This is a genomic window from Burkholderia pyrrocinia (assembly GCF_018417535.1).
In the GTDB taxonomy this organism is placed as follows: domain Bacteria; phylum Pseudomonadota; class Gammaproteobacteria; order Burkholderiales; family Burkholderiaceae; genus Burkholderia; species Burkholderia pyrrocinia_E.
The window spans coordinates 991427-1016084 of record NZ_CP070978.1 but is presented as its reverse complement, the minus strand read 5'-3'; the positions used below and the strand labels follow the sequence as shown (position 1 = coordinate 1016084).

The following is a 24658-nucleotide window of genomic DNA, read 5'->3' as shown; positions in this document are numbered from 1 at the left end:
CAAGGGCAGGCATGGGTGTTGCGCGTGTTCATCGTCGGGATCAGATCCGCGCGAGCGCCGCCAGCTCGCCCGCGATGCGTCCGAGCGGCAGGATCGCGCGCGCCGCGCCGAGCGTCGCGGCCGCCTTCGGCATGCCGTACACGGCGCTCGTCGCCTCGTCCTGCGCGATCGTGTGGTAGCCCTTCATCCGCAGCGCCTTCAGGCCGATCGCGCCGTCGCGTCCCATCCCGGTGAGCAGCACGCCGATCACGCGGCCGGGCCAGTGCTCGGTCAGGCTGTTGAAGAACACGTCGACCGATGGCCGATACGGCGTGGCGGCCGGCTCGCGCGTGTATTCGAGCGTGCCGGCGCGCGTGATGCGCAGGTGATCGTCGGTTGCGGCGAGCAGCGCGACGCCCGGCTGCGGGCGGTCGCCTTCGCGCGCGACGCGCACGGCGAGCGGCGTCTGGCCGTCGAGCCATTGCGCCATGCCTTCGGCGAACGCGCGGTCGACGTGCTGCACGATCACGATCGGCGCGTTGAAATCCGCCGGCAGGCCGCCGAGGATCGACGCAAGCGCGCCGGGGCCGCCGGCCGATGCGCCGATCGCGACCAGCGGGCCGCCGCCGGCGCGGGGGGCGGTGCCGGCGATGCGCGCGCCGCCGGGCGCATCGAGCAGGCGGCCGATCTGGTCGATCTTCGCGAGCAACAGGCTGGTCGTGTCGCCGGCCGTGCCTTCGCCGAGCCGGGGCGTATCGACCGCGTCGAGCGCGCCAGCGCCCATCGCCTCGAACACGCGCCATGCGTTCGCGCCGATGCAGCTCGTCACGATCAGGATTGCGCACGGTCGTTCGGATCGCATGATCCGCCGCGTCGCTTCGATCCCGTCGAATTTCGGCATGATCAGGTCCATCAGCACGACGTCGGGCGGTTGCGCGGCGCACAGTTCGACGGCCTGCGCGCCGTCGGTCGCGACCCACAGCACGCGGTGCTCGGGCCGACGCGCGATCGCGCGGCGCATCGCCTCGACGGCAAGCGGGAGGTCGTTGACGATGCCGATGTTCACAAGCGGAATTCTCCGGTCAGTTCGTAATGTTGGAGGTGGGCCGGGTTCATGGAAGGCGCTGCCGGTTCGACGCCGTCGGGCGGCATCGGCGCGGACGGCACGGCGTTCTTTTTCGGTTGGCGACGCCCCGAATGCTGTCATGCGGCGCGGGCGGCGGCAATCGAAAAATTTGCGCATGGTGTCGTTTCAGTGCGTTTCCTCTATGACGATGCGGCGTTTCCGGCCGGGACGGGAGCCGGGCCGGCGCACGCGTGCATGCAAGTGGCTGCGATCTCGCCACGGCAGGCCGCCGAAGCGGGCATGTTACCGTGCCGGCTTCGACGAAGAGGACGAGGAGAACGAATGACCGCGCCCGACACCATCCTCGTCAGCCGCGACCCGTACGCGCCGGTCGTGATCGAACGCGACGGCCGGTTGCCGTACCGGATCGGCATCGAGAGCGGGCACGCATCCTGTTACCGCGAGTTTCCGGTCGAGCCGGACGCGGTGCGCGTGCTGCGCGACGACGCCGAGCGCTATTACTTCCTGTTCGCGGCGCTTCACCATCCGTACCGGTTGCGCGCGACGAACCTGTCCGACGCCGAGCGCGAACGCTACTTCAGCACGATCCTGTTCGCCGGCCGCGACGACGTCGAAGCGTTCCTGACACAGCTCGACCGTGGCAGCAACGGCGCCGTGGCGAACCTGCCGAGGATCTTCACGAAGGCCGACTACGGGCAACTGCGCACGGGCCGGTGGTTCGGCGCGGGCGCCGGCAAGCCGGCCGCATAGGGGTCGCGACCGGGCACCCGGCCGCGCACCGGATAGGCAGCCGCGCCGTCAATGGCTGCGCGCGTACCCCTGGATCAGCGCGCGCATCATCCCTTCGACCGTCGCGTCGAGCAGGTCGGCTTCCTGCTCGGCCTCCTCCACGAGCGCGGCATAGGCGGTCGCGAGCGTCACGCGGTCGACTTCATTGCGCTGTTCCATCAGCGTCACCATCCCGTCCTTCGCCAGATGAGCGGAGAACGCGCGGCTGCCGATGGTCTGGAATACGTCAATCATGGCGGCTCTCCCGTCCGTTGCCGATGCTTTCCAGTTTAGTCGGCGCACCGGGGCTCCGCCACGCGCGACGGCGGTCCGCGCCGGCGGGCACCGGGCCGCCCGAATGCGAGGAATTGCGCGTCGAATCCAGCGCGCCCGCGCCGGCCTTGCCGGCGATCGATTCCTCCGATGAAACACCGCCGACACGCGGCTCGTGCAAGGTGTCCGCATGCTTCAACGTTTACCCGAACCGGTAAATCGTCGACTTTTTATCGATAAAGTCTCGTGTTAGATTTTGCCGTCCGAGCCCGGTCCAAACCGGGCAGGCGGCGCGTTGCGAAGGTGCCGTGCGTCCAACACAAGGAGGGGAAATGCTGGTGCTGATTGGGGTGCCGATCGTCGTGATCGGTTTCGCGCTGCGCTTCAATGCGTTGCTGGTGGTCACGATCGCGGGACTCGCGACGGGGCTCGCGGGCGGGCTGAATCTCGTCGACATCGTCAGCGCGTTCGGCAAGGCGTTCACCGAAAACCGCTACATGGGGCTCATCTGGCTGACGCTGCCGGTGATCGCGCTGCTCGAACGCAACGGGCTCAAGGAACAGGCGAAAAGGATGATCTCACGCGTGCAGGCGGCAACCACGGGCCGCGTGCTGATGCTGTATTTCCTGCTGCGCCAGGCGACGGCCGCGCTCGGCCTCACGTCGCTCGGCGGGCACGCGCAGATGGTGCGGCCGCTGATCGCGCCGATGGCCGAAGCCGCCGCCGTCAACCGGCACGGCGAGCTGCCCGAGTCGGTCCGCCAGCAGATCCGCGCGCATGCGTCGAGCGTCGACAACGTCGCAGTGTTCTTCGGCGAGGACATCTTCATCGCGATCCAGTCGATCCTGCTGATCAAGGGCTTTCTCGAACAGAACGGGATCTCCATCGAGCCGCTGCACCTGTCGGTGTGGGCGATCCCGACCGCGATCGCCGCGCTGCTGATTCACTGCACGCGCCTCGCGCTGCTCGACCGCCGGCTGGCGCGCGGCTTCGGCTTGCCGGGGCCGGAGGGCGCGCGATGATCGGCCTCGAATCGCTGTACACGCTCGCGGGGCTGATGTTCGCCGCGTTCGCGTGCTTCAACCTGGCGGACCGCACGAACCCGCGGCGCGCCGTCAATTTCGCGTTCTGGGCGATCTACGCGGTCACGTTCCTGTTCGGCGCGCTGCTGCCGCATTTCGTGACGGGCTGCCTCGCGATCGCGCTCGCGATGATCGCGGGCTCGGGCAAGCTCGGACGCGGCAAGTCCGACGAAGCCGGCGAAGCGGCGGCCGCGCGGCGCGAGTCGCTCGCGCAACGCTTCGGCAACCGGCTGTTCCTCCCCGCGCTGCTGATCCCGGTCGTCACGCTGATCGGTACGTTCGCGCTGAAGCGCGTGCCGTTCGTCGACCCGAAGAGCGTGACGCTGATCTCGCTCGTGCTCGGCACGATCGTCGCGTTCGTCGTCGCGCTCGCGATGCTGCGCGATTCGCCCGTGCATGCGCTGAAGGAAGCGCGCCACACGATGGACGCGGTCGGCTGGGCCGCGATCCTGCCGCAGATGCTCGCGGCGCTCGGCGCGCTGTTCGCGGTTGCCGGTGTCGGCGGCGTGGTGTCGGGGCTCGTGAAGGACTGGGTGCCGATCGATTCGCCGTTCGCGGTCGTCTCGGCCTACACGGTCGGCATGGCGCTGTTCACGATGATCATGGGCAACGGCTTCGCCGCGTTTCCGGTGATGACGGCCGGTATCGGCCTGCCGCTGATCGTCCACCAGTTCCACGGCAACCCGGCGATCGTCGGCGCGATCGGGATGCTGAGCGGCTTCTGCGGTACGCTGATGACGCCGATGGCCGCGAACTTCAACATCGTGCCGGCGGCGCTGCTCGAACTGAAGGACAAGAACGGCGTGATCAAGGCGCAATGGCCGACGGCCGTGCTGTTGCTGGCCGTGAACACGCTGCTGATGTATGCGTTTGCATTCCTTCTGACTCGATGGACGAGATCCTCATGACCGACCGACTCACGCCCGAACTCGCGTCGAAATTCGCGTCGCTCGCGCTCGCGCACCTGACCCGCGAATATCCGAACAAGCTCACGCATGCGCTCGCGGGCCCGCACGACGTGCAGGGGCCGCGCGCGCTGCATCCGATCTTCTACGGCAGCTACGACTGGCACTCGTGCGTGCACGGCTACTGGCTCGTGCTGCGCGTGCTCGAACGCTATCCGGCGCTGCCGGAAGCCGAGCGCATCGTCGCGATCGTCGACGCGCACTTCACCGACGCGAACGTCGCCGGCGAGCGCGCGTATCTCGCGCTGCCGCACAACAGCGGCTTCGAGCGGCCGTACGGCTGGGCGTGGCTGCTCGCGCTGTCCGCGCAGCTCGAGCGGCTCGCGCTGAAGGGCGCGCTGCCGCAGGCCGCGCGCTGGGCGAAGACGATGGCGCCGCTCACCGACCTGTTCGTGTCGCGCTTCGAGACCTTCCTGCCGAAGGCGACCTATCCGCTGCGCGTCGGCACGCACTTCAACACCGCGTTCGCGCTGGCGCTCACGCTCGACTTCGCGCGCGACACGCAGCGCGACGGGCTCGCGGCGCTGATCGTCGATACCGCGAAGCGCTGGCACCTGAACGACGTCGCGTGCCAGGCATGGGAGCCGTCGGGCGACGAATTCCTGTCGCCCGCGCTGATGGAAGCCGAGCTGATGCGGCGCGTGCTGCCGGCGGCCGAATTCGACGGCTGGTTCGCGCGCTTTTTGCCCGATCTCGCGCGCGGCGAGCCGGCGACGCTGTTCGAACCGGCGACGGTCAGCGACCGCAGCGACGGCAAGATCGCGCACCTCGACGGGCTGAACCTGAGCCGTGCATGGTGCCAGCGTGCGCTCGCCGGCGCGCTGCCGGAAGGCGATGCGCGGCGCGCGAAGCTGCTCGACGCGGCCGATCGGCATCTCGCGAGCGCGCTCGCGCACGTGGCCGGCGACTACATGGGCGAGCACTGGCTCGCGACGTTCGCGTTGCTCGCGCTGGAAGCGTAGCGCGCGGGCGCGAAACCCCGCCGGCGGCAAGGTCATCGACGCGCGGCTATACTCGCCGCTCGGGCCGCTTCGCGCAGCATCCATTGCGCGAAGCGACCATCCGCCAGTTCGCCTCTTCGCCATGGACAAGCTCATTTCCTACGTCGCCGCGATCCACGGGCTCGCCGGCCCCGTGTCGATCGTGTCGCACGCGACGTCGCACGACCGCTGGACCGACGACGACGTCGAGGTCACGCGCGACGAAACCGAATACCGCTTCGACAACGGCGCGATCGTGCGCCGCTCGGTCGAGCAGGATCGCGCGCCGTCCGACCTGCTGTGCGCCGAATGCTGGATCGATTACGACGTAGTCCGCCATCCCGATGCGCAGCCGGTCAGCCCGTCGCGGCTGACGTTCGACAACGCATGCCGCGAAACCTTCTGGCTGCGCTACCACCTCGCATGAACGTGTGAATGCGTGAGCGCATGAGCGCGTTCGACATACAGCACCGTGATCGACGAAGCGGCCGCGAAGTGCTGCGAGCAGCAGGTGAACGACGCGATCGCGTGGTGCGCGGCTGCTGGTCGGCAAACCGACGCCGTTCGGTGGCGTAAAGGATTCGGGGCTCTGCTGCAAGGAAGGCGTGCAGGAAGCGATGAAGCGCTTCACGGACGTGAAGACGTATTCGCTGCCGTGGTGAATGCGGGCGGGAAGGGCGCGTCGCGCCTTCCCGCCGCAACAGGAACGACCGGCAAGACCGGTATTACTGATAGAAGTTGAGCGTGACCATCGCCGAACGGCCCGGCGCCCACGTCGCGTAGATCGGATACGCGCTCGCGTAATACTTCTTGTCGAACAGGTTTTGCACGTTCAACTGGACGTCCATCGTCTTGTTCACGCGCCACGTCGCGGCCGCGTCGAAGCGTGCATAGCCGGGCGTCCATTTCTTCGTTGTCGCGGATACCGACGCATAGGTCTGGCTCATCACCGTTGCGCCCGCGCCGAGCGTGAGCTTCGGCATCACGTCGTAGCTCGTCCACAGCGTGAAGTTGTGCTTCGGCACCATCACCATCGGCAGGCCCGACGCACCCGGGCTGCCGGGGCCTGCGTCGGTCGTGATCGCGTTCAGGTACGAGTAGCCGCCGAACACGTGCCACTTCGGCGTCATGTTGCCCGCGAAGCCGAATTCGAAGCCGCGCACGCGCTGCTTGCCCGCATTGACCGTGTGACCGAGGCCGTCGCTGACGCGCGCGTTGGTCTTTTCTGTCTGGAACAGCGCCGACGTCAGCGACAACTGGTCCTGCAGCACGTCCCACTTCGCGCCGATCTCGATGTTGCGCGAGCGCTCGGGGGCGAGATCCCGGTTCGTCGCGGTGATCTGGTCGGTGCCGCCGCCGAGGCCGCCGTTCGAGCCCGGCGGGTTCGACGACGTGCCGTACGATGCGTACAGGCTCACGGTACGCACGGGCTTGTAGACGAGGCCGAACTGGTAGCTGAACAGGTTCGACGTATTCGACAGGTTGGCCGCGCCGGCCTGCTTCGCGGTGAGGTCGTAGCGGTCGAAACGCAGCCCCGCGTTGAAGAGCCACTGCTCGGTCAGCTTGACCGTATCGAAGACGTACGCCGACGCGGTGGTCGTGCGCGTGTTCGTCGTCGCGCCGGGGAAGCTCTTGTCGCCGTTCAGCACGATATTGCCGGTCCACGGCATGTTCGGGTTCCAGCCGCCCGCGAGCGGCGTGCAGTTGCCGGCCACCGAGCACGGGCCGCCCGTGCGGATGTTGTTGCCTTTCGCGTCGGTCACGAGGTAACCCTCGTAGCGGTTTTGTTCCAGGCTGAATTCGACGCCGGCCGTCAGCGTGTGCTGCATGCCGAACAGGTTCGTGCGACCGGTCACCTCGGTCTGGTTCGCGATGCCGTTCGTCGCGTACTTGCCGCTCTTCGCCTGCAGGCTCAGCAGGTTCGGATTCGACGCGAGGATCTGCGGATTCGTCGCCACGTAATCGAGCGTCGTGCGGCCGAACATCGTCGTGTTCTTCAGCTTCCAGTCGTCGTTGATGCGATGTTCGACACGCACCTCGCCGGTGTCGGTCTGCCCGTAGCGGTAGTCGCGCGTGTTCAGCCCGAAGAACTGCCCGCGATCGGTCGGCACCGGCGTGCCGCCCGACGCGCGGAACGGCACGCTGAAGTCCGGCATGTCGTACGAGTTCATGTGGTAGTAGCTGACCGTGACCGTGGTCGGCGTGTTCAGCCCGAACACGATCGACGGCGCGACGCCCCAGCGCTTGTTGTACACGTCGTTGCGGCCGGCCTGGTTCGCGTCGTGGCCCATCACGTTCAGGCGCACGGCCGTCGTGTCGTTGATCTTGCGGTTCGCGTCGATCGTCGCGCGCTTGTAGCCGTCGGTGCCGAAGCCGATGCTGCTGTTGATGAAGTTGTCGTTCTTCGGCGTCTTCGTGACGATGTCGATGCTGCCGCCCACCGAGCCGCGGCCCGCGTAGACCGAATCGGGGCCCTTGATCACGCTGATCTGCTCGACGGCGAACGTCTCGCGGTTCTGCAGCCCCGAGTCGCGCATCCCGTCGACGAAGATCGAGTTGCGCGATTCGAAGCCGCGGATCACCGGACGGTCGGCCGACGGGTTCGCGGCCGCGTCGCCGCCGAGGAACGTGATGCCCGGCACCGAGCGCAGCGCGTCCGCGAACGACGTGACGTTCTTTTCCTTGATCAGTTGCTCGGGGATCACCGTGACCGAGCGCGGCGTATCGAGCAGCGGCGCGGTGAACTTGTACGACGGCGAGCGTTTCACCTGCATGTCCGACAGCGCGGACGACTGGACCGCGATCGTCGGCAGCGTCGCCGGTACGTCGGCGGCCGGCCGGTCGGCGGCAGGTGCGGATGCGGGAGCGGTTTCGGCGGAAGCGAGCAGCGGCGTCAGGAAAACGGAGCAGGTCAGCGCCGACACGAGGGCACGAGGCCTCGTCTTGAACTGGGCGGGCATATCGGGAAGCAACGGAAGGTTCGGTGATCGGGCGCGCTTTCTCGATGCTGGCAGGGCAGGCCCGCCGCATCGGAAAACGTCAATGTAAATGCGTATGATTCGTGTTTGCGATCGCGATTGTACGGATTGGTACGAAATATGTAAACGATCGAATGGTTTTTGTACTAATTCAGTCAGGTTTTCGTGGGCGGCGCGGCTGCCTTTGCGTCGCGTGCAACACCGCTTTCCATCGCCCGAGCGATGCGCGGCGGCGACGACTCGCTACACTGCCGTACCGGTTGGACGGGCCCCGGCAACCAGGCCCCGAGCAAGGAGACAGGACACGATGGACACCCAACGCGAAGCGGTCGTCACGTACCGCGGCGATGCGATCGAGAACACGCACGTCGCCCATGTGGCGGTGGTGGATGCAAGCGGCCGGTTGCTGGCCCGGTTCGGCGATCCGTTCCGGATGACGCTGGCGCGCTCGGCGGCCAAGCCGGCCCAGGCGCTGTCGGTGATCGAGACGGGCGCGCCCGAGCGCTTCGGTTTCGACGATGCGGACATCGCGCTGATGTGCGCGTCGCACAGCAGCGAGGACCGCCACATCGAACGCACGCGGGCGATGCTCGCCAAGGTCGCCGCGCACGAATCGGATTTGCGTTGCGGCGGCCATCCGCCGTTGTCCGACGCGGTGTACCGGTCGTGGATCAAGCGCGACTACACGCCGACCGGCGTGTGCAGCAACTGTTCGGGCAAGCATGTCGGAATGCTGGCCGGCGCGCAGGCGATCGGCGCCGCGATGGCCGATTACCATCTGCCCGACCATCCGATGCAGGTGCGCGTGAAGCATGTCGTGGCCGATGCGTGCGGCTTGCGCGACGACGAGGTCGACTGGGCGATCGACGGGTGCAACCTGCCGACGCCGGCGTTTTCGCTGGATCGCCTGGCGCGTCTCTACGCGTCGCTGGCCGACGGCGCGGACACGGTGGAAGCGGGCGGCAGCGAGATGACCGGTCGCGTTCGCGCGCTGGCGCGCATTCATCGTGCGATGACGACGCATCCGGAACTGGTTGCCGGCGACGGGCGTTATTGCACGGTGCTGATGAACGCGTTCGACGGGCAGGTGGTCGGCAAGCTCGGTGCCGATGCGTGCTACGGGCTCGGCGTGCGGGCGTCGGAAAACACGCGGCGACTGGGCGCCGACGGCGCGCTCGGCATCTCGGTGAAGATCGAGGACGGCAATCTCGACGTGCTCTACATGGTCGTCAGCGAAATCCTCGAGCGGCTGCAGATCGGGACGTCCGCGCAGCGCGCGCAACTGGCCGGCTTCCACCGGCCGCGGATGCTCAACACGCAGGGCGTCGGGATCGGGCACGCAACGTTCCCGTTCGAACTGCAGCCGGCCTGAGCGTCGTCACCGCGCGGATGCCGCGGGCCTGCGAACCGGGCCGCGCGCGTCGGCGCCCGTCCGCTCGATGATCGACGCGAACGCGAACGCGCGCGCTACGCGCGGGCGCCGCGAATCTTCGCCAGCTGGACGTCCGACAGCTCGCCGATCTGCGCGAGATGTTCCGCGAGAAAGTCCTTCAGCACGCGCAGCTTCGCCGAGCTGCGCCGGTTCGCCAGATACGCGATGTAGATGAATTCGCCCGTCAGCCGGTTCTGCAGCCGGTAGCGCGGCAGCACGGCCTCGAGCCGGCCGCTTGCGAGCAGGTCGCGCACGAGCCAGATCTCGAACTCCGCGATGCCGAGCCCCGCGCAGGTTGCTTCGAGCAGCAGTTCCGAATGGTCGGTGACGAGATTGCCGGCCGGCAGCACGCTGTGCTGCGCGTCGCCGTTCACGAGAGCCCAGCGCGGATCGCCTTCCGGGTGCACGTAGCGCAGGCAGTTGTGGTGCTTCAGGTCGTCCGGCGTCGACGGGCGCCCGCAGCGATCGAGATAACCGGGCGTCGCGCACAGGATGCTGTCGTTGCGCGACAGCCGGTGGACGACCAGGTTGTCCAGGTAGTTCTCGCCTTCGTGAATGTCGAGATCGAAGCCGCCGGCCACGAGGTCGTTGTGGTTGTCGGTGAGCCGCACGTCGAGCTGGATCGTCGGGTAGCGCGCGAGAAACGGCGCGACCAGCGGCGCGAGATGACGGCGGCCGAACGCGACCGGCGCGGTGAGCTTCAGCGGGCCGCTCGGCTGCGCATTCAGCTCGGCGACGACGCGCAGCGTGTCGTCGAGATCGGAGATCAGCGTGACGGCGCGTTCCAGATAGATGTGGCCGGCCTCGGTCAGCGTCACGCTGTGCGTCGAACGGTGCAGCAGCGCGACGCCGAGCGTGTCCTCGATCGCCGTCACCTTGCGCGCGACGGTCGACGTCGACACGTGCATCTCCTTCGCGACCGCCGAAAAACTCCCCGTTTCGACCACTCTTACGAACGCGCGCATCGCGCCGAGGTGATCGATGCCTGTCTCTCTCACGCCTTTTTTCATTCGATTCTCGCTGTTGCGTCCCACGCAAAACCGCTTTCGATAATACAGAGGCGAGCTTGTTTTTGCAAAGGCATAGAATGCGAACCCGTCGCGTCGGGAAGCGGCGCACGACGAGCGGCACGAGACACCCAGGAGGGCACGATGGCAGAAAACGGCTTCCGCGTCGAAGCGGATCTTTTAGGTAAACGAAGTATTCCGGATGCGGCCTACTACGGCGTTCATACGCTGCGCGCGAAAGAGAATTTCGACATTTCGGGCCGCAGTATCGCGACGCTGCCGTACTTCGTGATGGCGCTCGCGGCCGTGAAGGAAGCCGCGGCCGACGCCAACTGCGAGCTCGGGCTGTTGCCGCGGCCGTACCGCGATGCGATTGCCGCCGCGTGCGTCGAGATCCGCGAGGGCCGACTGCACGACCAGTTCGTCGTCGACGTCATCCAGGGCGGCGCCGGCACGTCGACCAACATGAACGCGAACGAGGTGATCTGCAACCGCGCGCTCGAAATCATGGGGCACGCGCGCGGGCAGTATGAATACCTGCACCCGAACGAGCACGTCAATCTCGCGCAGAGCACGAACGACGTCTATCCGACCGCGATCCGGGTCGCGACGTGCTTCGCGGTCGAGCACCTGCTCGACGCGATGGCGCGGCTGCGCGATGCGTTCGCGGAGCGGGCCGACGCGTTCGCGGGCCTGCTGAAGCTCGGCCGCACGCAGTTGCAGGACGCGGTGCCGATGACGCTCGGGCAGGAATTCTCGACGTATGCGGTGATGCTGACCGAAGACATCGCGCGGCTGCAGGAAGCCGGCTGGCTGATCCGCGAGATCAATCTCGGCGCGACCGCGATCGGCACGGGGATCACCGCGCATCCGCAGTATGCCGAGAAGGCGCTGGCGGCGCTGCGGCGCATCACCGGGCTCGACCTGAGCACCGCGCCGAACCTGATCGAGGCGACGCAGGATTGCGGCGCGTTCGTGCAGGTGTCGGGCGTGCTCAAGCGGATCGCCGTGAAGCTGTCGAAGATCTGCAACGACCTGCGGCTGCTGTCGAGCGGCCCGCGCGCGGGGTTCGGCGAGATCAACCTGCCGCCTATGCAGGCCGGCTCGTCGATCATGCCCGGCAAGGTGAATCCGGTGATCCCGGAAGTCGTCAACCAGGTTGCGTTCGAGGTGTTCGGCAACGACCTGACCGTGACCTTCGCGGCTGAGGCCGGACAGCTTCAGCTCAACGCGTTCGAACCGGTGATCGCCAGCGCGCTGTTCCGCAGCTTCAGCCACCTGACGGCCGCATGCACGACGCTCGCGGAGCGGTGCGTGAGCGGGATCACCGCGAATCCCGAGCGGTTGCGCGAAACGATGGAACGCTCGGTTGCGCTCGCGACCGCGCTGAACCCGTACATCGGCTACAAGCGCGCGACTGCGGTGGCCGCCGAAGCGCACGCGACCGGCAAGTCGATCCGCGAGGTCGTGCTGGAGCGCGAACTGATGACCGACGCGCAACTGGACGAGGCGCTGCAGCCCGAAGCATTGATCCGGCCGCGCGAGCTTTGACACCGGCCGCGCGGCGTCGGCGCCTGCCGCCGGCGGCCTGCGCGCGACCGTTCAAAAAGCGCCCCTGAGCGGGGTGCGACACATCAATAAACGGAGACTCACGATGAAACACACCAGCGAGCGGCCGGCCGACATGGCCGGCGGCGCGGATTCCCGTCACGCCGATCCCGACGCGATGTTCGCGTCGCACGAAGCCGGTTATGCGAAGCAGTTGAAGCCGCGGCACGTGCAGATGATCGCGATGGGCGGCGCGATCGGCACCGGCCTCTTTCTCGGCGCGGGCGGCCGCCTGCAGAGCGCGGGGCCCGCGCTGGCACTCGTGTACCTCGTCTGCGGCGTATTCGCGTTCCTGATCATGCGCGCGCTCGGCGAGCTCGTGATGCACCGGCCGACCAGCGGCAGCTTCGTGTCGTATGCGCGGGAGTTCATGGGCGAGCGTGCGTCGTTCGTCGCAGGCTGGATGTATTACCTGAACTGGGCGACGACCGGCATCGTCGACATCACCGCGGTCGCGATCTACATGAAGTACTGGGCCGTGTTCACGGACGTGCCGCAATGGGTATTCGCGCTCGGCGCGCTCGGGATCGTGTCGGTGATGAACATGATCGGCGTGAAGGTGTTCGGCGAGATGGAGTTCTGGTTCTCGCTCGTCAAGGTGGGCACGCTCGCGGTGTTCCTCGCGGTCGGCGCCGTGTTCCTCGCGAGCGGCCATCCGGTCGCAGGGCAGATGACGGGACTGCATCTGATCGCCGACCACGGAGGAATCTTTCCGCACGGGCTGCTGCCTGCGGTGCTGATCGTGCAGGGCGTCGTGTTCGCCTATGCGAGCATCGAGCTCGTCGGCGTTGCGGCGGGCGAGACCGCCGATGCGCGCAAGGTGTTGCCGAAGGCGATCAACAGCGTGATGTGGCGCATCGCGTTGTTCTACGTGGGCTCGGTCGTGCTGCTGACGATGCTGCTGCCGTGGACCGCGTACAGCGCGCACGAAAGCCCGTTCGTAACGTTCTTCAGCAAGCTCGGCGTGCCGTACGTCGGCACGGTGATGAATGTCGTGGTGCTGACCGCCGCGCTGTCGAGCCTGAACTCCGGCCTCTATTCGACCGGGCGCGTGCTGCGCTCGCTCGCGATGGGCGGGTCGGCGCCGCGCTTCGTGTCGCGGATGAATGCGCGCGGCGTGCCGTACGGCGGAATCCTCATCACGGTCGCGATCAATGCGATCGGCGTGCCGCTGAACTACATCGTGCCGGCCCAGGCGTTCGAGATCGTGCTGAACATGGCATCGCTCGGGATCATCACGACGTGGGGCTTCATCGTGATGTGCCAGATCCTGTTCCGCCGCGCGGTCGAGCGCGGCGAACTGAAGGCCGTGTCGTTCCGGATGCCCGGCGCGCCGTTCACGTCGTGGCTCACGCTCGCATTCCTCGTCGGCGTGCTGGTGTTGATGGCGTTCGATTACCCGGGCGGCACGTGGACCGTCGCGACGATTCCGCTCGTCGTGCTCGCGTTGGTGATCGGCTGGAAGCTCGCGAAGCGCGGTGCCGAGCGCGAGCGGGCGGTTGCGGCGCGCACGTCCGCGCCCGCGCGCGCCGTCGCAGATCCTGCGCAGAACGCGTGACGGTACGCGCCGGGGGCGCCGGTCCGTTCGCGGGCCGGCTTCCCCGGTGAGGTCAGTTCAACCCGGTGCGTTCGCCGACCCATCGGCCGAAATCGGCGGCCATTTCGCTGGTCAGTTCGTGCCCGGCCGCGTACAGCCGCGTGTCGTGCGCGACGCCGAGTGCCGTGAGTTTTGCATCGGCGGTGTCGGCCCACGCGACGGGCAGCTTGTCGTCGAAGCGGCCATGCACGATCAGCGCGTGCAACGTGTGTAGCGCATCACGTGGCGCGATCAGCGGATCGATTTCCGGCAGGATGCGCCCGCACAGCACGGCGAACGCGGCGACGTCGGCCGGCGACGTGAGGCCGACGCTCGCGCTCATGATGCCGCCCTGGCTGAAGCCTGCAATTATGGCCGGCAACGCGGCGCTCGCGCCGTCTTGCGCGCGGAAGGCGTGCAACAGCGCGATCAACTGGAGGCGGCTGGCGTCCGCGCGGGCCGCATCGATTTCGGGGCCGTTCGGGCCGAAACGCACCGGAAACCACGCGTGCTGATCGGGCCCGAACGTGAGCGGGCCGCGCAGGAACGCGATCTCGATGCGCGGGTCGATCGCGCCGGCCACGTTCAGCAGGTTGGTTTCGTTGCCGCCGACGCCATGCAGCAGCAACAGGCGGGCGGCGGGGCGGCCGGCGGCTGGGCGCAGCCGGTACTGGAGGCCCGAATCGGGGTCGGTGGTCAGCGGCAGGACGTCGGTCATCGCGTGGGTCCGGAAAGGGTAACGATGCGACAGTCTAGATCGTGCGGACGGGGAGGTGAATCGCCGGGTGGCGATTGATTGTTTCCTGATGGGAATGAATCCGGCCGCGGTTCATGTCGGGGACGGATTGCCGATATCGCGACGCACGGCGCGGGGCGATGGCCGAAATACCCGCCGACAACAGGCCGATCGGACGACTCGTCATCCTCACGCTTGGTTGATAAAATAGATACATTTTGTAGATACGTGGGGGCGTGAAGATGGATATTGCCAAGATCTTCAAGCATGGCGGATCGCAGGCCGTCCGGCTGCCGAAGGATTTCCGCTTCGAGACGACCGAGGTCCGGATTCGCCGCCACGGGGCGTCCGTCATTCTCGAGCCGGTGCCGCAAGACTGGGCATGGCTGACACCGCTGATCGGCCCGGTCGACGCCGACTTCGAGGCCGCTGCAACAACCCAGCCGGACGTTCAAGAGCGCCCGGGACTGGACGTGTTTGAATGAAGTTTCTGCTGGATACCAACGCGGTAATCGCCATTCTCAAAGGCGAGCCGGCCATGCTGGCCAAGCTGCGTGCGCATCGACCGGCAGACTTCGGAATTCCGGCGATCGTCGCGCATGAGCTCTATTACGGCGCTTACAAAAGTCGGCGAGTGGCAGCCAATCTGGCACGCGTGGAGGGGCTTCAGTTCGAGGTCGTGTCGTTCGACGCGGAAGATGCTCAGCATGCCGGCGAAATTCGTGCGCATTGGACCGCGGCAGGAACACCGATCGGCCCATATGATGCATTGATCGCAGGGCAGGCGCGTGCGCGGCGGCTGGTGCTTGTCACGCATGACATGCGTGAATTCGAGCGAGTCCCGGAGCTGCAGATCGAAGATTGGCTCGCAGGCGCGCACGAAAACTGACCGCATTGCAGTCATGCAGCGACCGGAACGGATTCCTCCTCGCTGAATCCGGCTCGCTACCCGCATGCGATCCTGCCCGCGAGCGCAGCGTTCGTCTTACCGAAGCCGGATGATCGTCGACTTCAGTTCCGTGTATTTCTCCAGCGCGTGCAGCGAATTGTCGCGCCCGTTGCCCGACTCCTTGAAGCCGCCGAACGGGAAGTTCATGTCGTCGGTTTCCTCGTAGCCGTTCACCCACACCGTGCCGGCCCGCAGCCGGCGCGCGGTTTCGTGGGCGGTCGTCAGGTTTGCCGTCCACACCGATGCCGCGAGCCCGTAGCGCGTGTCGTTCGCGAGCGCGACGGCCGTATCGAGATCGTCGAATGCGGTGACCGCGAGCACGGGCCCGAAGATCTCCTCGCGCACGATCCGCGCGTCGGCGCGCGGGCAGTCGAACACGGTCGGCTCGACGTACTGGCCGCCGCTTGCGGTACGCGCGCGCTTGCCGCCCGCCAGCAGCGTCGCCTCGTCGCGGCCGGCATCGACGTAGCCGAGCACGCGCTCGACCTGCGCCGCGTCGATCAGGCTGCCCATCCGCGTGTCGGGCGATAGCGGGTCGCCGGGCGCATATTCGGGGGCGATCGCGAGCACGCGTGCGACCAACTCGTCGCGAATCGCGCGATGGACGAGCAGGCGCGAGCCGGCCGTGCACATCTGCCCGGTGTTGTAGAACACCGCATGCGCGACGGTGCGCGCCGCGCGGTCGAGATCGGGGCAGTCGGGCAGCACGATCTGCGGCGACTTGCCGCCGAGTTCGAGCCACACGCGCTTCAGGTTCGAATCGGCCGCGCAGCGCGCGACCTTGTGGCCGACCGCGGTCGAGCCGGTAAACGCGATGCAGTCCACGTCCGGATGGCGCGCGAGCGCCTCGCCCGCGTCGCCGAAGCCCGGCAGCACGTTGAGCACGCCGGCCGGCAGCCCGGCCTGCGCCGCGAGCGCGGCGAGCCGCAGCGCACTCAGCGGCGATTTCTCCGACGGTTTCAGCACGACGCTGTTGCCGGCCGCGAGCGCGGGCGCGCATTTCCACATCGCGATCATCGCGGGGAAATTCCACGGCACGACCGCGGCGACCACGCCGATCGGCTCGCGCGTGACGAGCCCGACGAGATGCGCATCGGCCGGCACGACTTCGCCGCCCGTCTTGTCGATCGCTTCCGCGAACCACTCGGCGCAGTACGCGGTGGACGGAATGTCGACCGCGATCGTATCGGCGATCGGCTTGCCGGTGTCGAGCGTTTCGAGCAGCGCGAGATCGTCCGCGTGCTCGCGGATCAGCGCGGCCCAGCGCAGCAGCACGCGCTTGCGTTCGCGCGGCGTCGCGCCGCGCCATGCGCCGTGCTCGAACGCGCGCCGCGCGGCCGCGACCGCGAGGTCGGCGTCGGCCTGCCGGCAATGCGCGACCTGCGCGAGCACGCGGCCGTCGATCGGGCTCGTGCACGTGAAGGTCGTGCCGTCGTGCGCGTCGCGGAACGCGCCGTCCACGAAGGCGCGGGATTCGATCTCGAGTTGGCCGGCGCGCGTGCGCCTGGCGTCGTTCGTCTGCATGGAAGGCTCCGTCGTGGTTCAGCGTGAAGCGGGGGCGGGGCGGCGGATCGCGATCGCGCGGCCCGTGTGAGGTTCGCGCGGCGCGCGCGCATGTTCGGCGTGAATCGCGTCGAGATGCCGGCGCATCGTGGCGGGAAACGGCGTCGAGCGCTTCGTGCGCATGTCGACGTGCGTCAGCAACTGTTCGCCGGTCGCGAGCTGCGCGCCGGTTGTCGCGTGATGCATCGAATGGAACACGTGCAGGCGCCGGTCGTCCGCATCGAGCAGCCGCAGCGTGAGCCTGAGCGGTTCGCCGAGCATCGCTTCGCGCAGGTGACGGATGTGCGTCTCCGCCGAATAGATCGAGCAGCCGGCTTCGCGATAGTCGTCGTCGATGCCGAAGTAGCGGAAGAACGCGTCGCTGCTGTCGCCGAACACGAGCAGGTAGCACGATTCGCTCATGTGGCCGTTGTAGTCGACCCATTCGGGCTGCACGGTGCAGCGGTGCAGTTCGAGCGGCGTCGCGATCGGCGCGCGCGGGTCGTACGGGCGCGACTTCTGTCCTTCGTAGGCCGAGCGCAGGCGCGGCTCGGCGGCGGGGCTGAGGTGGTTCGTCATCCGGTGCACTCCCGAGGTTCGGAACGGGCCCGCACGTCGTCCGCGGGGCTGACGGTCGATGTTATTACGGGTTGAACGTTTTTTCAATAAAGAAGTTGCCGATGCGTGTAAACACCGGTGCCGGTTGCACCATCAATCGATTGAACATTCATTCAACGAAACCTATACTCGCCAGCGCCGCGATGCCGAAGCGAAGCAGGCGAGCGGTCTTTCTCGAACAACGACAATCGATCCGCGTCGCGCGGAAACTGGAGACACCGGAAATGAAGAAACGCTTCCTGCTGGCCGGCATGATGTCGGTGATGGTCCACGGCTATGCGCACGCGCAGAGCAGCGTCTCGCTGTACGGGATCATCGACGGCGGCATCACCTATGTGAACAATGCGGGCGGCGCGCATGCGTACCTGTTCGACGACGGCGTGTCGTACGGCAACCGCGTCGGCCTGATGGGCACCGAGGATCTCGGCGGCGGCAACAAGGCCGTGTTCAAGCTCGAGAACGGCTTCCGGCTCGGCACGGGCAAGCTGAACCAGGGCGGCGCGATGTTCGGGCGCCAGGCCTACGTGGGGCTCGGCAACGACTGGGGCACGCTGACGTTCGGCAACCAGTACGACTTCGCGTACGACTTCACGGCGGCGTTCAACGTCAGCGCGTTCGGCAGCGGCTATGGCGTGCATCTCGGCGATTTCGACCGCCAGAGCGGCGACCGCCTGCAGAACGCGGTGAAGTTCGTCAGCAACAGCTTCCACGGGCTCGTGGTCGGCGGCATGTATTCGTTCAGCAACGACGCGGGCAGTTTCCACGACGGCAGCGCGTGGAGCGTCGGCGCGACCTACACGCACGGCGATTTCTCGGCGGGCGGCAACTATACGCGGCTCAATTCGCCGCGCGGGCTCGCGGCGCTCGATCCGTACGCGCAGATGGGCGTGACGACGATGCTCGGGCAGACGGTCGCGACCGTCGATCCGGCGACGGGCGCCGTCACCGATCTGCACGACTCGACACCGTTCGCGATCAATTCGCAGTCGATCTTCGGGATCGGCGCATCGTACGTGCTCGGCAAGCTGACGCTCAGCGCCGACTTCAGCAACACGACGTTCAAGGGCTACGGGCAATCGTCGACGATGCGCGTGTACGAGGCGGGCGGCTTGTACCAGGCGGCCGCGCCGCTGTCGCTCGTCGCGGGCTACCAGTACACGACGTTCGAAGGTCATCACTGGCACGAGGTTGCGCTGGGTGCGCACTACGCGCTGTCGAAGCGCACCGACGTGTATGCGGCCGTCGACTGGATGCGCGCGTCGAACGGCGTCGACGCGGTGATCGGCTACAGCTTCGCGCCGTCGACGAGCCGCACGCAGGCCGCCGCACGCGTCGGCATGCGGCATAACTTCTGAGTTGTTTTGCTTCATGGGCCGGCGATGGCCGGCCCTGTCGGCTTTCCACGATTCATCCGGAACGGCGGCGGCGTCGCTGCTCGCGCAGCGATGTGGAGATCGCCGCGATACACCGGCGCAAGCGCGCGTTCGATCCGCTCGCGCTGATGAATCCCGGGGAGGTGATTTGAGCGCCGCGCCGCGCGGCGGCATCCGGCCCGCCCGCGCAATGCGCGAGCGGGCCGGTGCGCTTCATGCCCGATGTCTCAGGTGTCGAGTCTCACCAGCGCATCGACCGCCACCGCGCCGTGTTCCATCGCGAGCAGCGGGTTGACGTCGAGCTCGACGAGCGTATCCGCGTGCGCTTGCGCGAAGCGCGCGATCGCCATCACGTTCGCGACGACGGCGTCGAGATCGGCCTTCGGCCGCCCGCGATAGCCGGTCAGCAGCGGCCCGAGCTTCAACCCGAGCAGTGCATCGCGCACGTCGCTTTCCCGTACGGGCAGCAGCAGCGTCGCGGTGTCGCGGATCAGCTCGACCAGCACGCCGCCGGCGCCGAGCACGAGCGCGAGTCCGAAGTTCGGCTCGCGCTTCACGCCGACGATCAGTTCGAGCAACGGCGCGTCGGCCATCTTCTCGACGAGGATGCGCTCGACGCGCACGTCGGGCGCATAACGCGCGACTTGCTCGGTCATCCGCCCGACCGCGGCGGCGACGGCCTCGGGCGACGCGAGCTTCAGCGCGACCGCACCGGCCTCGGTCTTGTGCGGCAGGCGATCGCTGACGACCTTCACGCAGACCGGAAAGCCGAGCCGCTGCGCGGCGGCCGGCGCGTCGGCGGGTGCGACGCATTCGGCCGGCGGCACGTCGAGCCCGTGCGCGGCCAGCATCCGCTTGCTCGCCCATTCGTCGTGCAGCGTGGCGGCGCGGTCGCCGCCATGGCCGGCCCGCAACACGGGCAGCGCGTTCAGCGCATCGGCATCGAGCAGGCGGCGGCGCGTGTCGCCGTAGGTCATGGCCGCGCCGATCGCGTCGATCCCGTCGGCGAGCCCCTGCAGCGGCGCGATGCCGGCTGCGGCCATGCGCGCCGCGTGATCCGGCGGCGTCAGGTCGGGAAACACCGAGATGACCGCGCCGACCAAGCCGTGCTGGCGCGCGGACGCCGCGAACGCGTCGGCCGCGATGTCGCACAGCGGCCGTTCGCCGGTCGCTTCCTGCGGATAGTCGAGGATCATCGCGGCCGCGCCCGGGCGATCGGCCAGCAGCGCGTCGCAGCATGCGCGCATCTTGTCGGGGTCGCCCCACGGCGTCGTCGTGAAGTCGAGCGGGTTCGCGATGGTCGCGTAGGCGGGCAGGACGTGGCCGAGCGCGTCGCGGCCCGCGTCGCCGACGGGCGGGAACGCGATGCCGCGCGCTTCGCCGAGGTCGGCCACGAGCCCCGCGTCGCCGCCGGACGTCGCGAGCGCGGCCAGCGTGCGGCGCTCGGGCACGCCGGCGATCGCGAGCAGCTTCAGCGTCTCGACGAGGCCGACCGGATCCTTCGCGCGGATCACGCCGAGCCGCCGGAACAGCGCGTCGTACAGCGCGTCCGAGCCCGCGAGCGAACTCGTGTGGCTCATCGCGAGCTGCGCGCCGAGCGTCGACGTGCCGCTCTTCAGCGCGACGATCGGCACGCCGCGCGCGAGCGCGCGTGCGGCGGCCTCGCTGAACGCGCGCACGTCCTTCAGGCCTTCGAGATGCACGCCGATCGCGCGGATGCGCGGATCGTCGACGAACGCGTCGACGAGGCGCGCGACGTCGACCGAGGCCTGGTTGCCGACGCTCGCGAGGTACGCGAACGGCACCGAGCGTGCGCTCATCGACAGGTTGTACGCGAGGTTGCCGCTCTGCGTGATCACGGCGACACCCGATTCGACGCGCGGCGCGCCGTGCGCGACAGGCCACAGCGCGCTGCCGTTCAGGCCGTTGATCAGCCCGTAGCAGTTCGGCCCGAGCACGGCCATGTCGCCGGCCGCGTCGACGAGCGCCTGCTGCAGCGCGGCGCCGTCGGCGCCGGTCTCGGAGAAACCCGATGCGTAGACGATCGCGCCGCCCGCGCCGCGTTCGGCGAGCGCGCGCACGACGTCGATCGCCTGCCGCGCGGGCACTGCGACGAATACGGCATCGGGCGCGGCGGGCAGGTCGGCGACGCTCGCATGGCAGCGCACGCCGTCGATCTCGGCATGGTGCGGGTTGACGAGCCGGATGTCGCCGGCATAACCGTAGTCGCGACAGCGCTGCACGGCGCCCGCGATGCCGCGTCCGCCGACGAACGCGATGCTGGCCGGCTTGAGCAGCCGGCGCAGGTTGGCCGCGGCGGCGGCGCGGCGATCCCTGACTGCGGGAGAGGAGGTCATGAAAAGTCCTTTCGGAAGTCGCGCCGGACGTGCCGGCGCGGCGGTTCGCGTCAGCTGTAGCGTCGGAGGATTTCCTTGGACAGGATATGCCGCTGGATCTCGGACGTGCCTTCCCAGATGCGCTCGATGCGCGCATCGCGCCAGAAGCGCTCGATCGGCAGTTCGTCCATCAGCCCCATGCCGCCGTAGATCTGCACCGCGTGATCGGTCACGCGGCCGAGCGTTTCGGTCGCCAGCAGCTTCGCGAGCGCGGCGTCGCCGTCGGTCATCGTGCCCAGGTCGAGCTTCTGCGCGGTGTACAGCGTGACGAGTTCCGCCGCGCGGATCTCGGTCTGCATGTCGGCGAGCTTGAACGACGTGCCCTGGAATTCGCCGATGCGCTTGCCGAACTGCTGGCGCGTCGCCGCCCATTCGGCGGCCATCTCGAACGCGCGCTGCGCGCGGCCGATGTTGTTGGCCGCGACCATCACGCGGCCCGCGGTCAGCCAGTCGTTCGCGAGATCGAAGCCGCGATGTTCTTCGCCGAGGATCTGCGCGGTGCTGACGCGGCAGTCGGTCAGGAAGATCTCCGACTGGTGGTAGCCGCGCAGGCTCGTGCAGTGCGGGCCGCGCCGCACGGTCATCCCCGGCGTGTCCTTGTCGATCAGGAAGCAGGTCACGCGCTTGCGCTTCTGGCCGCGCACCTCCTCCTCGCCGGTGACGGCGAACAGGATCACGAAATCGGCCGTATCCGCGTGGCTGATGAAGTGCTTGCTGCCGTTGATCACGTAGTCGTCGCCGTCGCGCACCGCGCGCGTGCGGATGCCCATCGCGTCGGAACCGGCGCCCGGCTCGGTCAGCGCGAAGCAGTCCACGCGCTCGCCGCGCACGGCCGGTTTCAGGTAGCGCTCGATCTGGTCGCCCTTGCACGCCATCAGGATCTTGCTCGGCCGCGCGACGAACACGTGCAGCGCCCAGCTCGTGCGACCGAGCTCGCGCTCGACGAGTGCCTGCGTCACGTAGTCGAGGCCCGGGCCGCCGGCGCTTTCGGGCATGTTGAACGCGTAGAAGCCGAGCTCGATCGCCTTGCGGCGGATCGAATCGGCGAGTTCGGGCGGCACGTCGTCCGCGCGGTCGACCGCGAATTCATGGGGCTGCAGTTCCTTTTCGACGAACTGACGCAGCGACGACACCAGCATTTCCTGCTCATGGGTCAGCGAAAAATCCATGAATCATCTCCCGACAAAATGAGGTGCGCGCCCCTCGACCGACGCGCGAAGTGCTTCCTTGCCATCCTCGCTGTGACCGCAAGCGACGCAGGCTGCCAGCTCGCCGCACAACTGCTCGGCGAGGGTGTGCGTGAGCGACTGCGCGAGCAGCGCCTTGGCATGCCCGAACGCGACGCTCGGCCCTTGCGCGAGACGCGCGGCGAAGGCGGCGACGTGCTGCGCGAACGCGTCGGCGTCGACGACTTCGGACACGAGGCCGGCCGCGAGCGCGTCCTGCGCGCTCCAGCGTTCGTTCAGGAAGATGAAGCGGCGCACGACGTCGGGCCGCGCGAGACGCGGCAGGAACCAGCTTCCGCCCATGTCGGGGCTGTAGCCCATTCCCGTATAGCCGCAGCGCAGCGTCGCGGCCGTGCTCGCGATGCGGAAGTCGCAGGCGAAGCCGATGTCGGTGCCCGCGCCGACCGTCGAGCCGTTCAGCGCCGCGACGGTGGGGCGCGGAAAGGCCGCCAGCGCTTGCACGAACCGGTGCGCGCGCTCGCTCCACCCGTAGGTGTCGAGTTCGCCGTTGCGCTCGGCCTCGGCCCATTCGTCGACGTCCGCGCCCGCGCAGAACGCGCTGCCCGTGCCGGTCAGCACGAGGCAGCGCACGGCCGGGTCGTTCGCGAGCGCGTCGAGCGTGTCGCGAAGAAAGTCGAGATGCGGCCGCGCGAGCGAATTGCGCTTCGCCGGGCGGTTCAGGCGAAGGGTCACGACGCCGTCGTGCCGTTCGATTCGGATGTCCTCGATGCGCATGCTGATCACTGTCTCCTTGGTGTTGGGTGTCGTGTTGTGTCAGAGCCGGCAAGGGTCGCCGCTACTTGCGAACCGCATTTCGGCATAGTATAAGTTCTGTTAAATGAACGTTCAACCCAATTGTGAGTCGACAGGAGACACACGATGAGCGCGGTGATGGAGACGTCGGCAGGTGTGGAGGAGGGCAGGCCCGGTGCGCATGCGGTTCGTGCGGAACCGGCGGGGCGCACGGCGAGCGGCGCGGGCCTGCAGATCGACCGCGTGTCGAAGCGCTACGGCAGCGTGCATGCGCTGCGGGAAACGACGCTCGACATTCCGCACGGCGAATTCCTGACGATCCTCGGGCCGTCGGGTTCCGGCAAGACGACGCTGCTGACGATCGTCGCGGGGTTCGAGCACCCGAGCACCGGCGACCTGCGCGTCGGCGGCCGCAGCATCGTCGCGTTGCCGCCCGAGAAGCGCAATTTCGGGATGGTGTTCCAGGGTTATGCGCTGTTTCCGCACATGACGGTCGAGCAGAACGTCGCGTATCCGCTGATGGTGCGCAAGCAGAAGGGGCCCGACGCGGTGAAGCGCGTGAAGGCCGCGCTCGATCTGGTGCGGCTCGGCCATCTCGCGAGCCGTTTGCCGCGCCAGTTGTCCGGCGGCCAGCAGCAGCGCGTCGCGATCGCGCGCGCGCTGGTGTTCGATCCCGATCTCGTACTGCTCGACGAGCCGCTCGGCGCGCTCGACCGCAAGCTGCGCGGCGAGGTGCAGGTCGAACTCAAGGCACTGCACGAGCGGCTCGGCGCGACGTTCCTGTTCGTCACGCACGACCAGGAGGAAGCGCTGTCGATGTCGGACCGTATCGCGATCATGCGCGACGGCCGGCTCGAACAGATCGGTACGCCTGACGGGCTGTACGAACAACCGGCCAACCGCTTCGTCGCCGATTTCCTCGGCAAGAGCAACTTCATCGAAGGTGTCGCGCTCGGCGGCGATGCCGCGGCGACGCACTATCGCGTCGGCGATGCGCGTTTCGTCGCGCCCGCGTGCGGCGCGCGGCCGGACGACACGCTGCTGTTCGCGCTGCGGCCGGAGAAGGTCGGCGTGTCGGCGGCATCGTGCGGCGGCGCGCACAACGAAGTGGCCGGCCGGATTCGCCACTGGAGCTATTTCGGTTCGTCGTACCGCTTCGAGATCGAGACCGCGGCGCTCGGCTGCGTGACCGCCGACGTGCCCGCATGGCGCGGGCTCGCGTCGCCGCGCACCGGCATGGACGTGTTCGTGCAGTGGGAGCGCGACGCCACGTGCCGGATCGCGTCGGACTGACGCGGCGCACGATGCATCCCGCGCGACGCGGCGAGCG

25 protein-coding genes are annotated in these 24658 nt (G+C 68.0%); 13 read left to right on the top strand and 12 right to left on the bottom strand.

The genetic code is table 11. The features are described from left to right. Positions 1-40 precede the first annotated feature (40 nt). Positions 41-1045 (bottom strand): chemotaxis response regulator protein-glutamate methylesterase, encoded by a 1005-nt coding sequence (locus JYG32_RS22645; protein ID WP_213267043.1) that lies wholly within the window; start codon positions 1043-1045, stop codon positions 41-43. 342 nt (positions 1046-1387) lie between these two features. On the opposite strand from JYG32_RS22645, the gene JYG32_RS22640 reads away from it, so the two are divergent. Further along, positions 1388-1816 carry a hypothetical protein gene (locus tag JYG32_RS22640; protein WP_174382004.1) on the top strand — a complete coding sequence of 143 codons (429 nt, stop codon included), beginning with the start codon at positions 1388-1390 and terminating at the stop codon, positions 1814-1816. A 48-nt stretch (positions 1817-1864) separates the two neighbouring features. Here JYG32_RS22640 and JYG32_RS22635 read toward each other — a convergent pair whose 3' ends face one another. Both JYG32_RS22635 and JYG32_RS22630 read right to left on the bottom strand, forming a co-directional pair. Beyond that, complete coding sequence (locus JYG32_RS22635; protein WP_174382003.1) at positions 1865-2089, bottom strand: hypothetical protein; 225 nt, start codon at positions 2087-2089, stop codon at positions 1865-1867. Then, on the bottom strand, positions 2082-2306 hold the full coding sequence (locus tag JYG32_RS22630) for a hypothetical protein (protein WP_213267042.1): 225 nt from the start codon (positions 2304-2306) through the stop codon (positions 2082-2084). Before JYG32_RS22630 ends, JYG32_RS22635 begins: the two co-directional genes overlap by 8 nt. Before the next feature lie 133 nt (positions 2307-2439). Between JYG32_RS22630 and JYG32_RS22625 the strand changes: the two genes are divergently transcribed. The 5 genes from JYG32_RS22625 to JYG32_RS22605 all read left to right on the top strand — a co-directional run bounded on the left by JYG32_RS22625 (position 2440) and on the right by JYG32_RS22605 (position 5876). Beyond that, entirely contained in the window at positions 2440-3129 is a 690-nt protein-coding gene (locus tag JYG32_RS22625; RefSeq protein WP_213267041.1) for a DUF969 domain-containing protein, read from the top strand. Continuing rightward, positions 3126-4097, top strand: coding sequence for a DUF979 domain-containing protein (locus JYG32_RS22620; protein WP_213267040.1), 972 nt, complete (start codon positions 3126-3128; stop codon positions 4095-4097). Before JYG32_RS22625 ends, JYG32_RS22620 begins: the two co-directional genes overlap by 4 nt. Beyond that, complete coding sequence (locus JYG32_RS22615; protein ID WP_174381999.1) at positions 4094-5116, top strand: DUF2891 domain-containing protein; 1023 nt, start codon at positions 4094-4096, stop codon at positions 5114-5116. The genes JYG32_RS22620 and JYG32_RS22615 overlap by 4 nt, the downstream gene beginning before the upstream one ends. Positions 5117-5237: 121 nt before the next feature. Then, positions 5238-5561 (top strand): hypothetical protein, encoded by a 324-nt coding sequence (locus JYG32_RS22610; protein ID WP_174381998.1) that lies wholly within the window; start codon positions 5238-5240, stop codon positions 5559-5561. A gap of 45 nt (positions 5562-5606) precedes the next feature. Beyond that, positions 5607-5876 carry a hypothetical protein gene (locus tag JYG32_RS22605; RefSeq protein ID WP_213267039.1) on the top strand — a complete coding sequence of 90 codons (270 nt, stop codon included), beginning with the start codon at positions 5607-5609 and terminating at the stop codon, positions 5874-5876. On the opposite strand, the gene JYG32_RS22600 is transcribed toward JYG32_RS22605, so the two are convergent. After that, positions 5860-8094, bottom strand: a complete 2235-nt coding sequence (locus JYG32_RS22600) for a TonB-dependent receptor (protein WP_213267449.1) — start codon at positions 8092-8094, stop codon at positions 5860-5862. The genes JYG32_RS22605 and JYG32_RS22600 overlap by 17 nt on opposite strands. Before the next feature lie 325 nt (positions 8095-8419). On the opposite strand from JYG32_RS22600, the gene JYG32_RS22595 reads away from it, so the two are divergent. Then, positions 8420-9484, top strand: a complete 1065-nt coding sequence (locus JYG32_RS22595) for an asparaginase (RefSeq protein WP_213267038.1) — start codon at positions 8420-8422, stop codon at positions 9482-9484. 95 nt (positions 9485-9579) lie between these two features. Here the strand turns inward: JYG32_RS22595 and JYG32_RS22590 are convergent, their stop codons facing one another. Beyond that, positions 9580-10554, bottom strand: a complete 975-nt coding sequence (locus tag JYG32_RS22590) for a LysR family transcriptional regulator (RefSeq protein WP_213267037.1) — start codon at positions 10552-10554, stop codon at positions 9580-9582. 141 nt (positions 10555-10695) lie between these two features. Here JYG32_RS22590 and aspA point away from each other — a divergent pair, with 141 nt between their 5' ends. Together aspA and JYG32_RS22580 are read left to right on the top strand one after the other, a co-directional pair. Further along, on the top strand, positions 10696-12102 hold the full coding sequence (aspA, locus tag JYG32_RS22585; RefSeq protein ID WP_213267036.1) for an aspartate ammonia-lyase: 1407 nt from the start codon (positions 10696-10698) through the stop codon (positions 12100-12102). 103 nt (positions 12103-12205) lie between these two features. After that, a complete protein-coding gene (locus JYG32_RS22580; RefSeq protein WP_174381994.1) occupies positions 12206-13717 on the top strand; it encodes an amino acid permease in 1512 nt (503 codons plus the stop codon). Positions 13718-13769: 52 nt separating this feature from the next. Here JYG32_RS22580 and JYG32_RS22575 read toward each other — a convergent pair whose 3' ends face one another. After that, positions 13770-14453 carry an alpha/beta hydrolase gene (locus JYG32_RS22575; protein WP_174381993.1) on the bottom strand — a complete coding sequence of 228 codons (684 nt, stop codon included), beginning with the start codon at positions 14451-14453 and terminating at the stop codon, positions 13770-13772. 260 nt (positions 14454-14713) lie between these two features. Here JYG32_RS22575 and JYG32_RS22570 point away from each other — a divergent pair, with 260 nt between their 5' ends. Both JYG32_RS22570 and JYG32_RS22565 read left to right on the top strand, forming a co-directional pair. Beyond that, a complete protein-coding gene (locus tag JYG32_RS22570) occupies positions 14714-14956 on the top strand; it encodes an antitoxin (RefSeq protein ID WP_072436899.1) in 243 nt (80 codons plus the stop codon). Then, a complete protein-coding gene (locus JYG32_RS22565) occupies positions 14953-15360 on the top strand; it encodes a type II toxin-antitoxin system VapC family toxin (RefSeq protein ID WP_174381992.1) in 408 nt (135 codons plus the stop codon). Before JYG32_RS22570 ends, JYG32_RS22565 begins: the two co-directional genes overlap by 4 nt. Before the next feature lie 96 nt (positions 15361-15456). Here JYG32_RS22565 and JYG32_RS22560 read toward each other — a convergent pair whose 3' ends face one another. Further along, positions 15457-16944 carry an aldehyde dehydrogenase gene (locus JYG32_RS22560; protein ID WP_213267035.1) on the bottom strand — a complete coding sequence of 496 codons (1488 nt, stop codon included), beginning with the start codon at positions 16942-16944 and terminating at the stop codon, positions 15457-15459. A gap of 18 nt (positions 16945-16962) precedes the next feature. Further along, positions 16963-17541: a thioesterase family protein gene (locus tag JYG32_RS22555; protein WP_213267034.1), complete on the bottom strand. Its 579-nt coding sequence runs from the start codon at positions 17539-17541 to the stop codon at positions 16963-16965. A gap of 263 nt (positions 17542-17804) precedes the next feature. Here JYG32_RS22555 and JYG32_RS22550 point away from each other — a divergent pair, with 263 nt between their 5' ends. Continuing rightward, a complete protein-coding gene (locus tag JYG32_RS22550; protein WP_213267033.1) occupies positions 17805-18935 on the top strand; it encodes a porin in 1131 nt (376 codons plus the stop codon). A gap of 52 nt (positions 18936-18987) precedes the next feature. Here JYG32_RS22550 and JYG32_RS22545 read toward each other — a convergent pair whose 3' ends face one another. Genes JYG32_RS22545 through JYG32_RS22530 form a run of 4 tightly spaced genes read right to left on the bottom strand, consistent with a single transcriptional unit; the run spans position 18988 to position 23310 of the window. Beyond that, complete coding sequence (locus JYG32_RS22545; RefSeq protein WP_213267032.1) at positions 18988-19170, bottom strand: hypothetical protein; 183 nt, start codon at positions 19168-19170, stop codon at positions 18988-18990. 10 nt (positions 19171-19180) lie between these two features. Beyond that, positions 19181-21310 (bottom strand): acetate--CoA ligase family protein, encoded by a 2130-nt coding sequence (locus tag JYG32_RS22540; protein ID WP_213267031.1) that lies wholly within the window; start codon positions 21308-21310, stop codon positions 19181-19183. Between the two features lie 50 nt (positions 21311-21360). Next, entirely contained in the window at positions 21361-22518 is a 1158-nt protein-coding gene (locus JYG32_RS22535) for an acyl-CoA dehydrogenase family protein (protein WP_174383912.1), read from the bottom strand. Between the two features lie 3 nt (positions 22519-22521). After that, positions 22522-23310 (bottom strand): enoyl-CoA hydratase/isomerase family protein, encoded by a 789-nt coding sequence (locus JYG32_RS22530; protein WP_213267030.1) that lies wholly within the window; start codon positions 23308-23310, stop codon positions 22522-22524. A gap of 144 nt (positions 23311-23454) precedes the next feature. Here JYG32_RS22530 and JYG32_RS22525 point away from each other — a divergent pair, with 144 nt between their 5' ends. Then, positions 23455-24621, top strand: coding sequence for an ABC transporter ATP-binding protein (locus tag JYG32_RS22525; protein WP_213267029.1), 1167 nt, complete (start codon positions 23455-23457; stop codon positions 24619-24621). Positions 24622-24658 lie beyond the last annotated feature (37 nt).

Bases quoted from the DNA above. Each gene is read 5' to 3' on its own strand.
- JYG32_RS22530 (WP_213267030.1), bottom strand. From the start codon at position 23,310: ATGCGCATCGAGGACATCCGAATCGAACGGCACGACGGCGTCGTGACC.
- JYG32_RS22615 (WP_174381999.1), top strand. From the start codon at position 4,094: ATGACCGACCGACTCACGCCCGAACTCGCGTCGAAATTCGCGTCGCTC.
- JYG32_RS22540 (WP_213267031.1), bottom strand. From the start codon at position 21,310: ATGACCTCCTCTCCCGCAGTCAGGGATCGCCGCGCCGCCGCCGCGGCC.
- JYG32_RS22635 (WP_174382003.1), bottom strand. From the start codon at position 2,089: ATGATTGACGTATTCCAGACCATCGGCAGCCGCGCGTTCTCCGCTCAT.
- JYG32_RS22625 (WP_213267041.1), top strand. From the start codon at position 2,440: ATGCTGGTGCTGATTGGGGTGCCGATCGTCGTGATCGGTTTCGCGCTG.
- JYG32_RS22590 (WP_213267037.1), bottom strand. From the start codon at position 10,554: ATGAAAAAAGGCGTGAGAGAGACAGGCATCGATCACCTCGGCGCGATG.
- aspA (WP_213267036.1), top strand. From the start codon at position 10,696: ATGGCAGAAAACGGCTTCCGCGTCGAAGCGGATCTTTTAGGTAAACGA.
- JYG32_RS22580 (WP_174381994.1), top strand. From the start codon at position 12,206: ATGAAACACACCAGCGAGCGGCCGGCCGACATGGCCGGCGGCGCGGAT.
- JYG32_RS22535 (WP_174383912.1), bottom strand. From the start codon at position 22,518: ATGGATTTTTCGCTGACCCATGAGCAGGAAATGCTGGTGTCGTCGCTG.
- JYG32_RS22565 (WP_174381992.1), top strand. From the start codon at position 14,953: ATGAAGTTTCTGCTGGATACCAACGCGGTAATCGCCATTCTCAAAGGC.
- JYG32_RS22570 (WP_072436899.1), top strand. From the start codon at position 14,714: ATGGATATTGCCAAGATCTTCAAGCATGGCGGATCGCAGGCCGTCCGG.
- JYG32_RS22550 (WP_213267033.1), top strand. From the start codon at position 17,805: ATGAAGAAACGCTTCCTGCTGGCCGGCATGATGTCGGTGATGGTCCAC.
- JYG32_RS22640 (WP_174382004.1), top strand. From the start codon at position 1,388: ATGACCGCGCCCGACACCATCCTCGTCAGCCGCGACCCGTACGCGCCG.
- JYG32_RS22600 (WP_213267449.1), bottom strand. From the start codon at position 8,094: ATGCCCGCCCAGTTCAAGACGAGGCCTCGTGCCCTCGTGTCGGCGCTG.
- JYG32_RS22555 (WP_213267034.1), bottom strand. From the start codon at position 17,541: ATGACGAACCACCTCAGCCCCGCCGCCGAGCCGCGCCTGCGCTCGGCC.
- JYG32_RS22595 (WP_213267038.1), top strand. From the start codon at position 8,420: ATGGACACCCAACGCGAAGCGGTCGTCACGTACCGCGGCGATGCGATC.
- JYG32_RS22575 (WP_174381993.1), bottom strand. From the start codon at position 14,453: ATGACCGACGTCCTGCCGCTGACCACCGACCCCGATTCGGGCCTCCAG.
- JYG32_RS22620 (WP_213267040.1), top strand. From the start codon at position 3,126: ATGATCGGCCTCGAATCGCTGTACACGCTCGCGGGGCTGATGTTCGCC.
- JYG32_RS22545 (WP_213267032.1), bottom strand. From the start codon at position 19,170: ATGAAGCGCACCGGCCCGCTCGCGCATTGCGCGGGCGGGCCGGATGCC.
- JYG32_RS22560 (WP_213267035.1), bottom strand. From the start codon at position 16,944: ATGCAGACGAACGACGCCAGGCGCACGCGCGCCGGCCAACTCGAGATC.
- JYG32_RS22525 (WP_213267029.1), top strand. From the start codon at position 23,455: ATGAGCGCGGTGATGGAGACGTCGGCAGGTGTGGAGGAGGGCAGGCCC.
- JYG32_RS22610 (WP_174381998.1), top strand. From the start codon at position 5,238: ATGGACAAGCTCATTTCCTACGTCGCCGCGATCCACGGGCTCGCCGGC.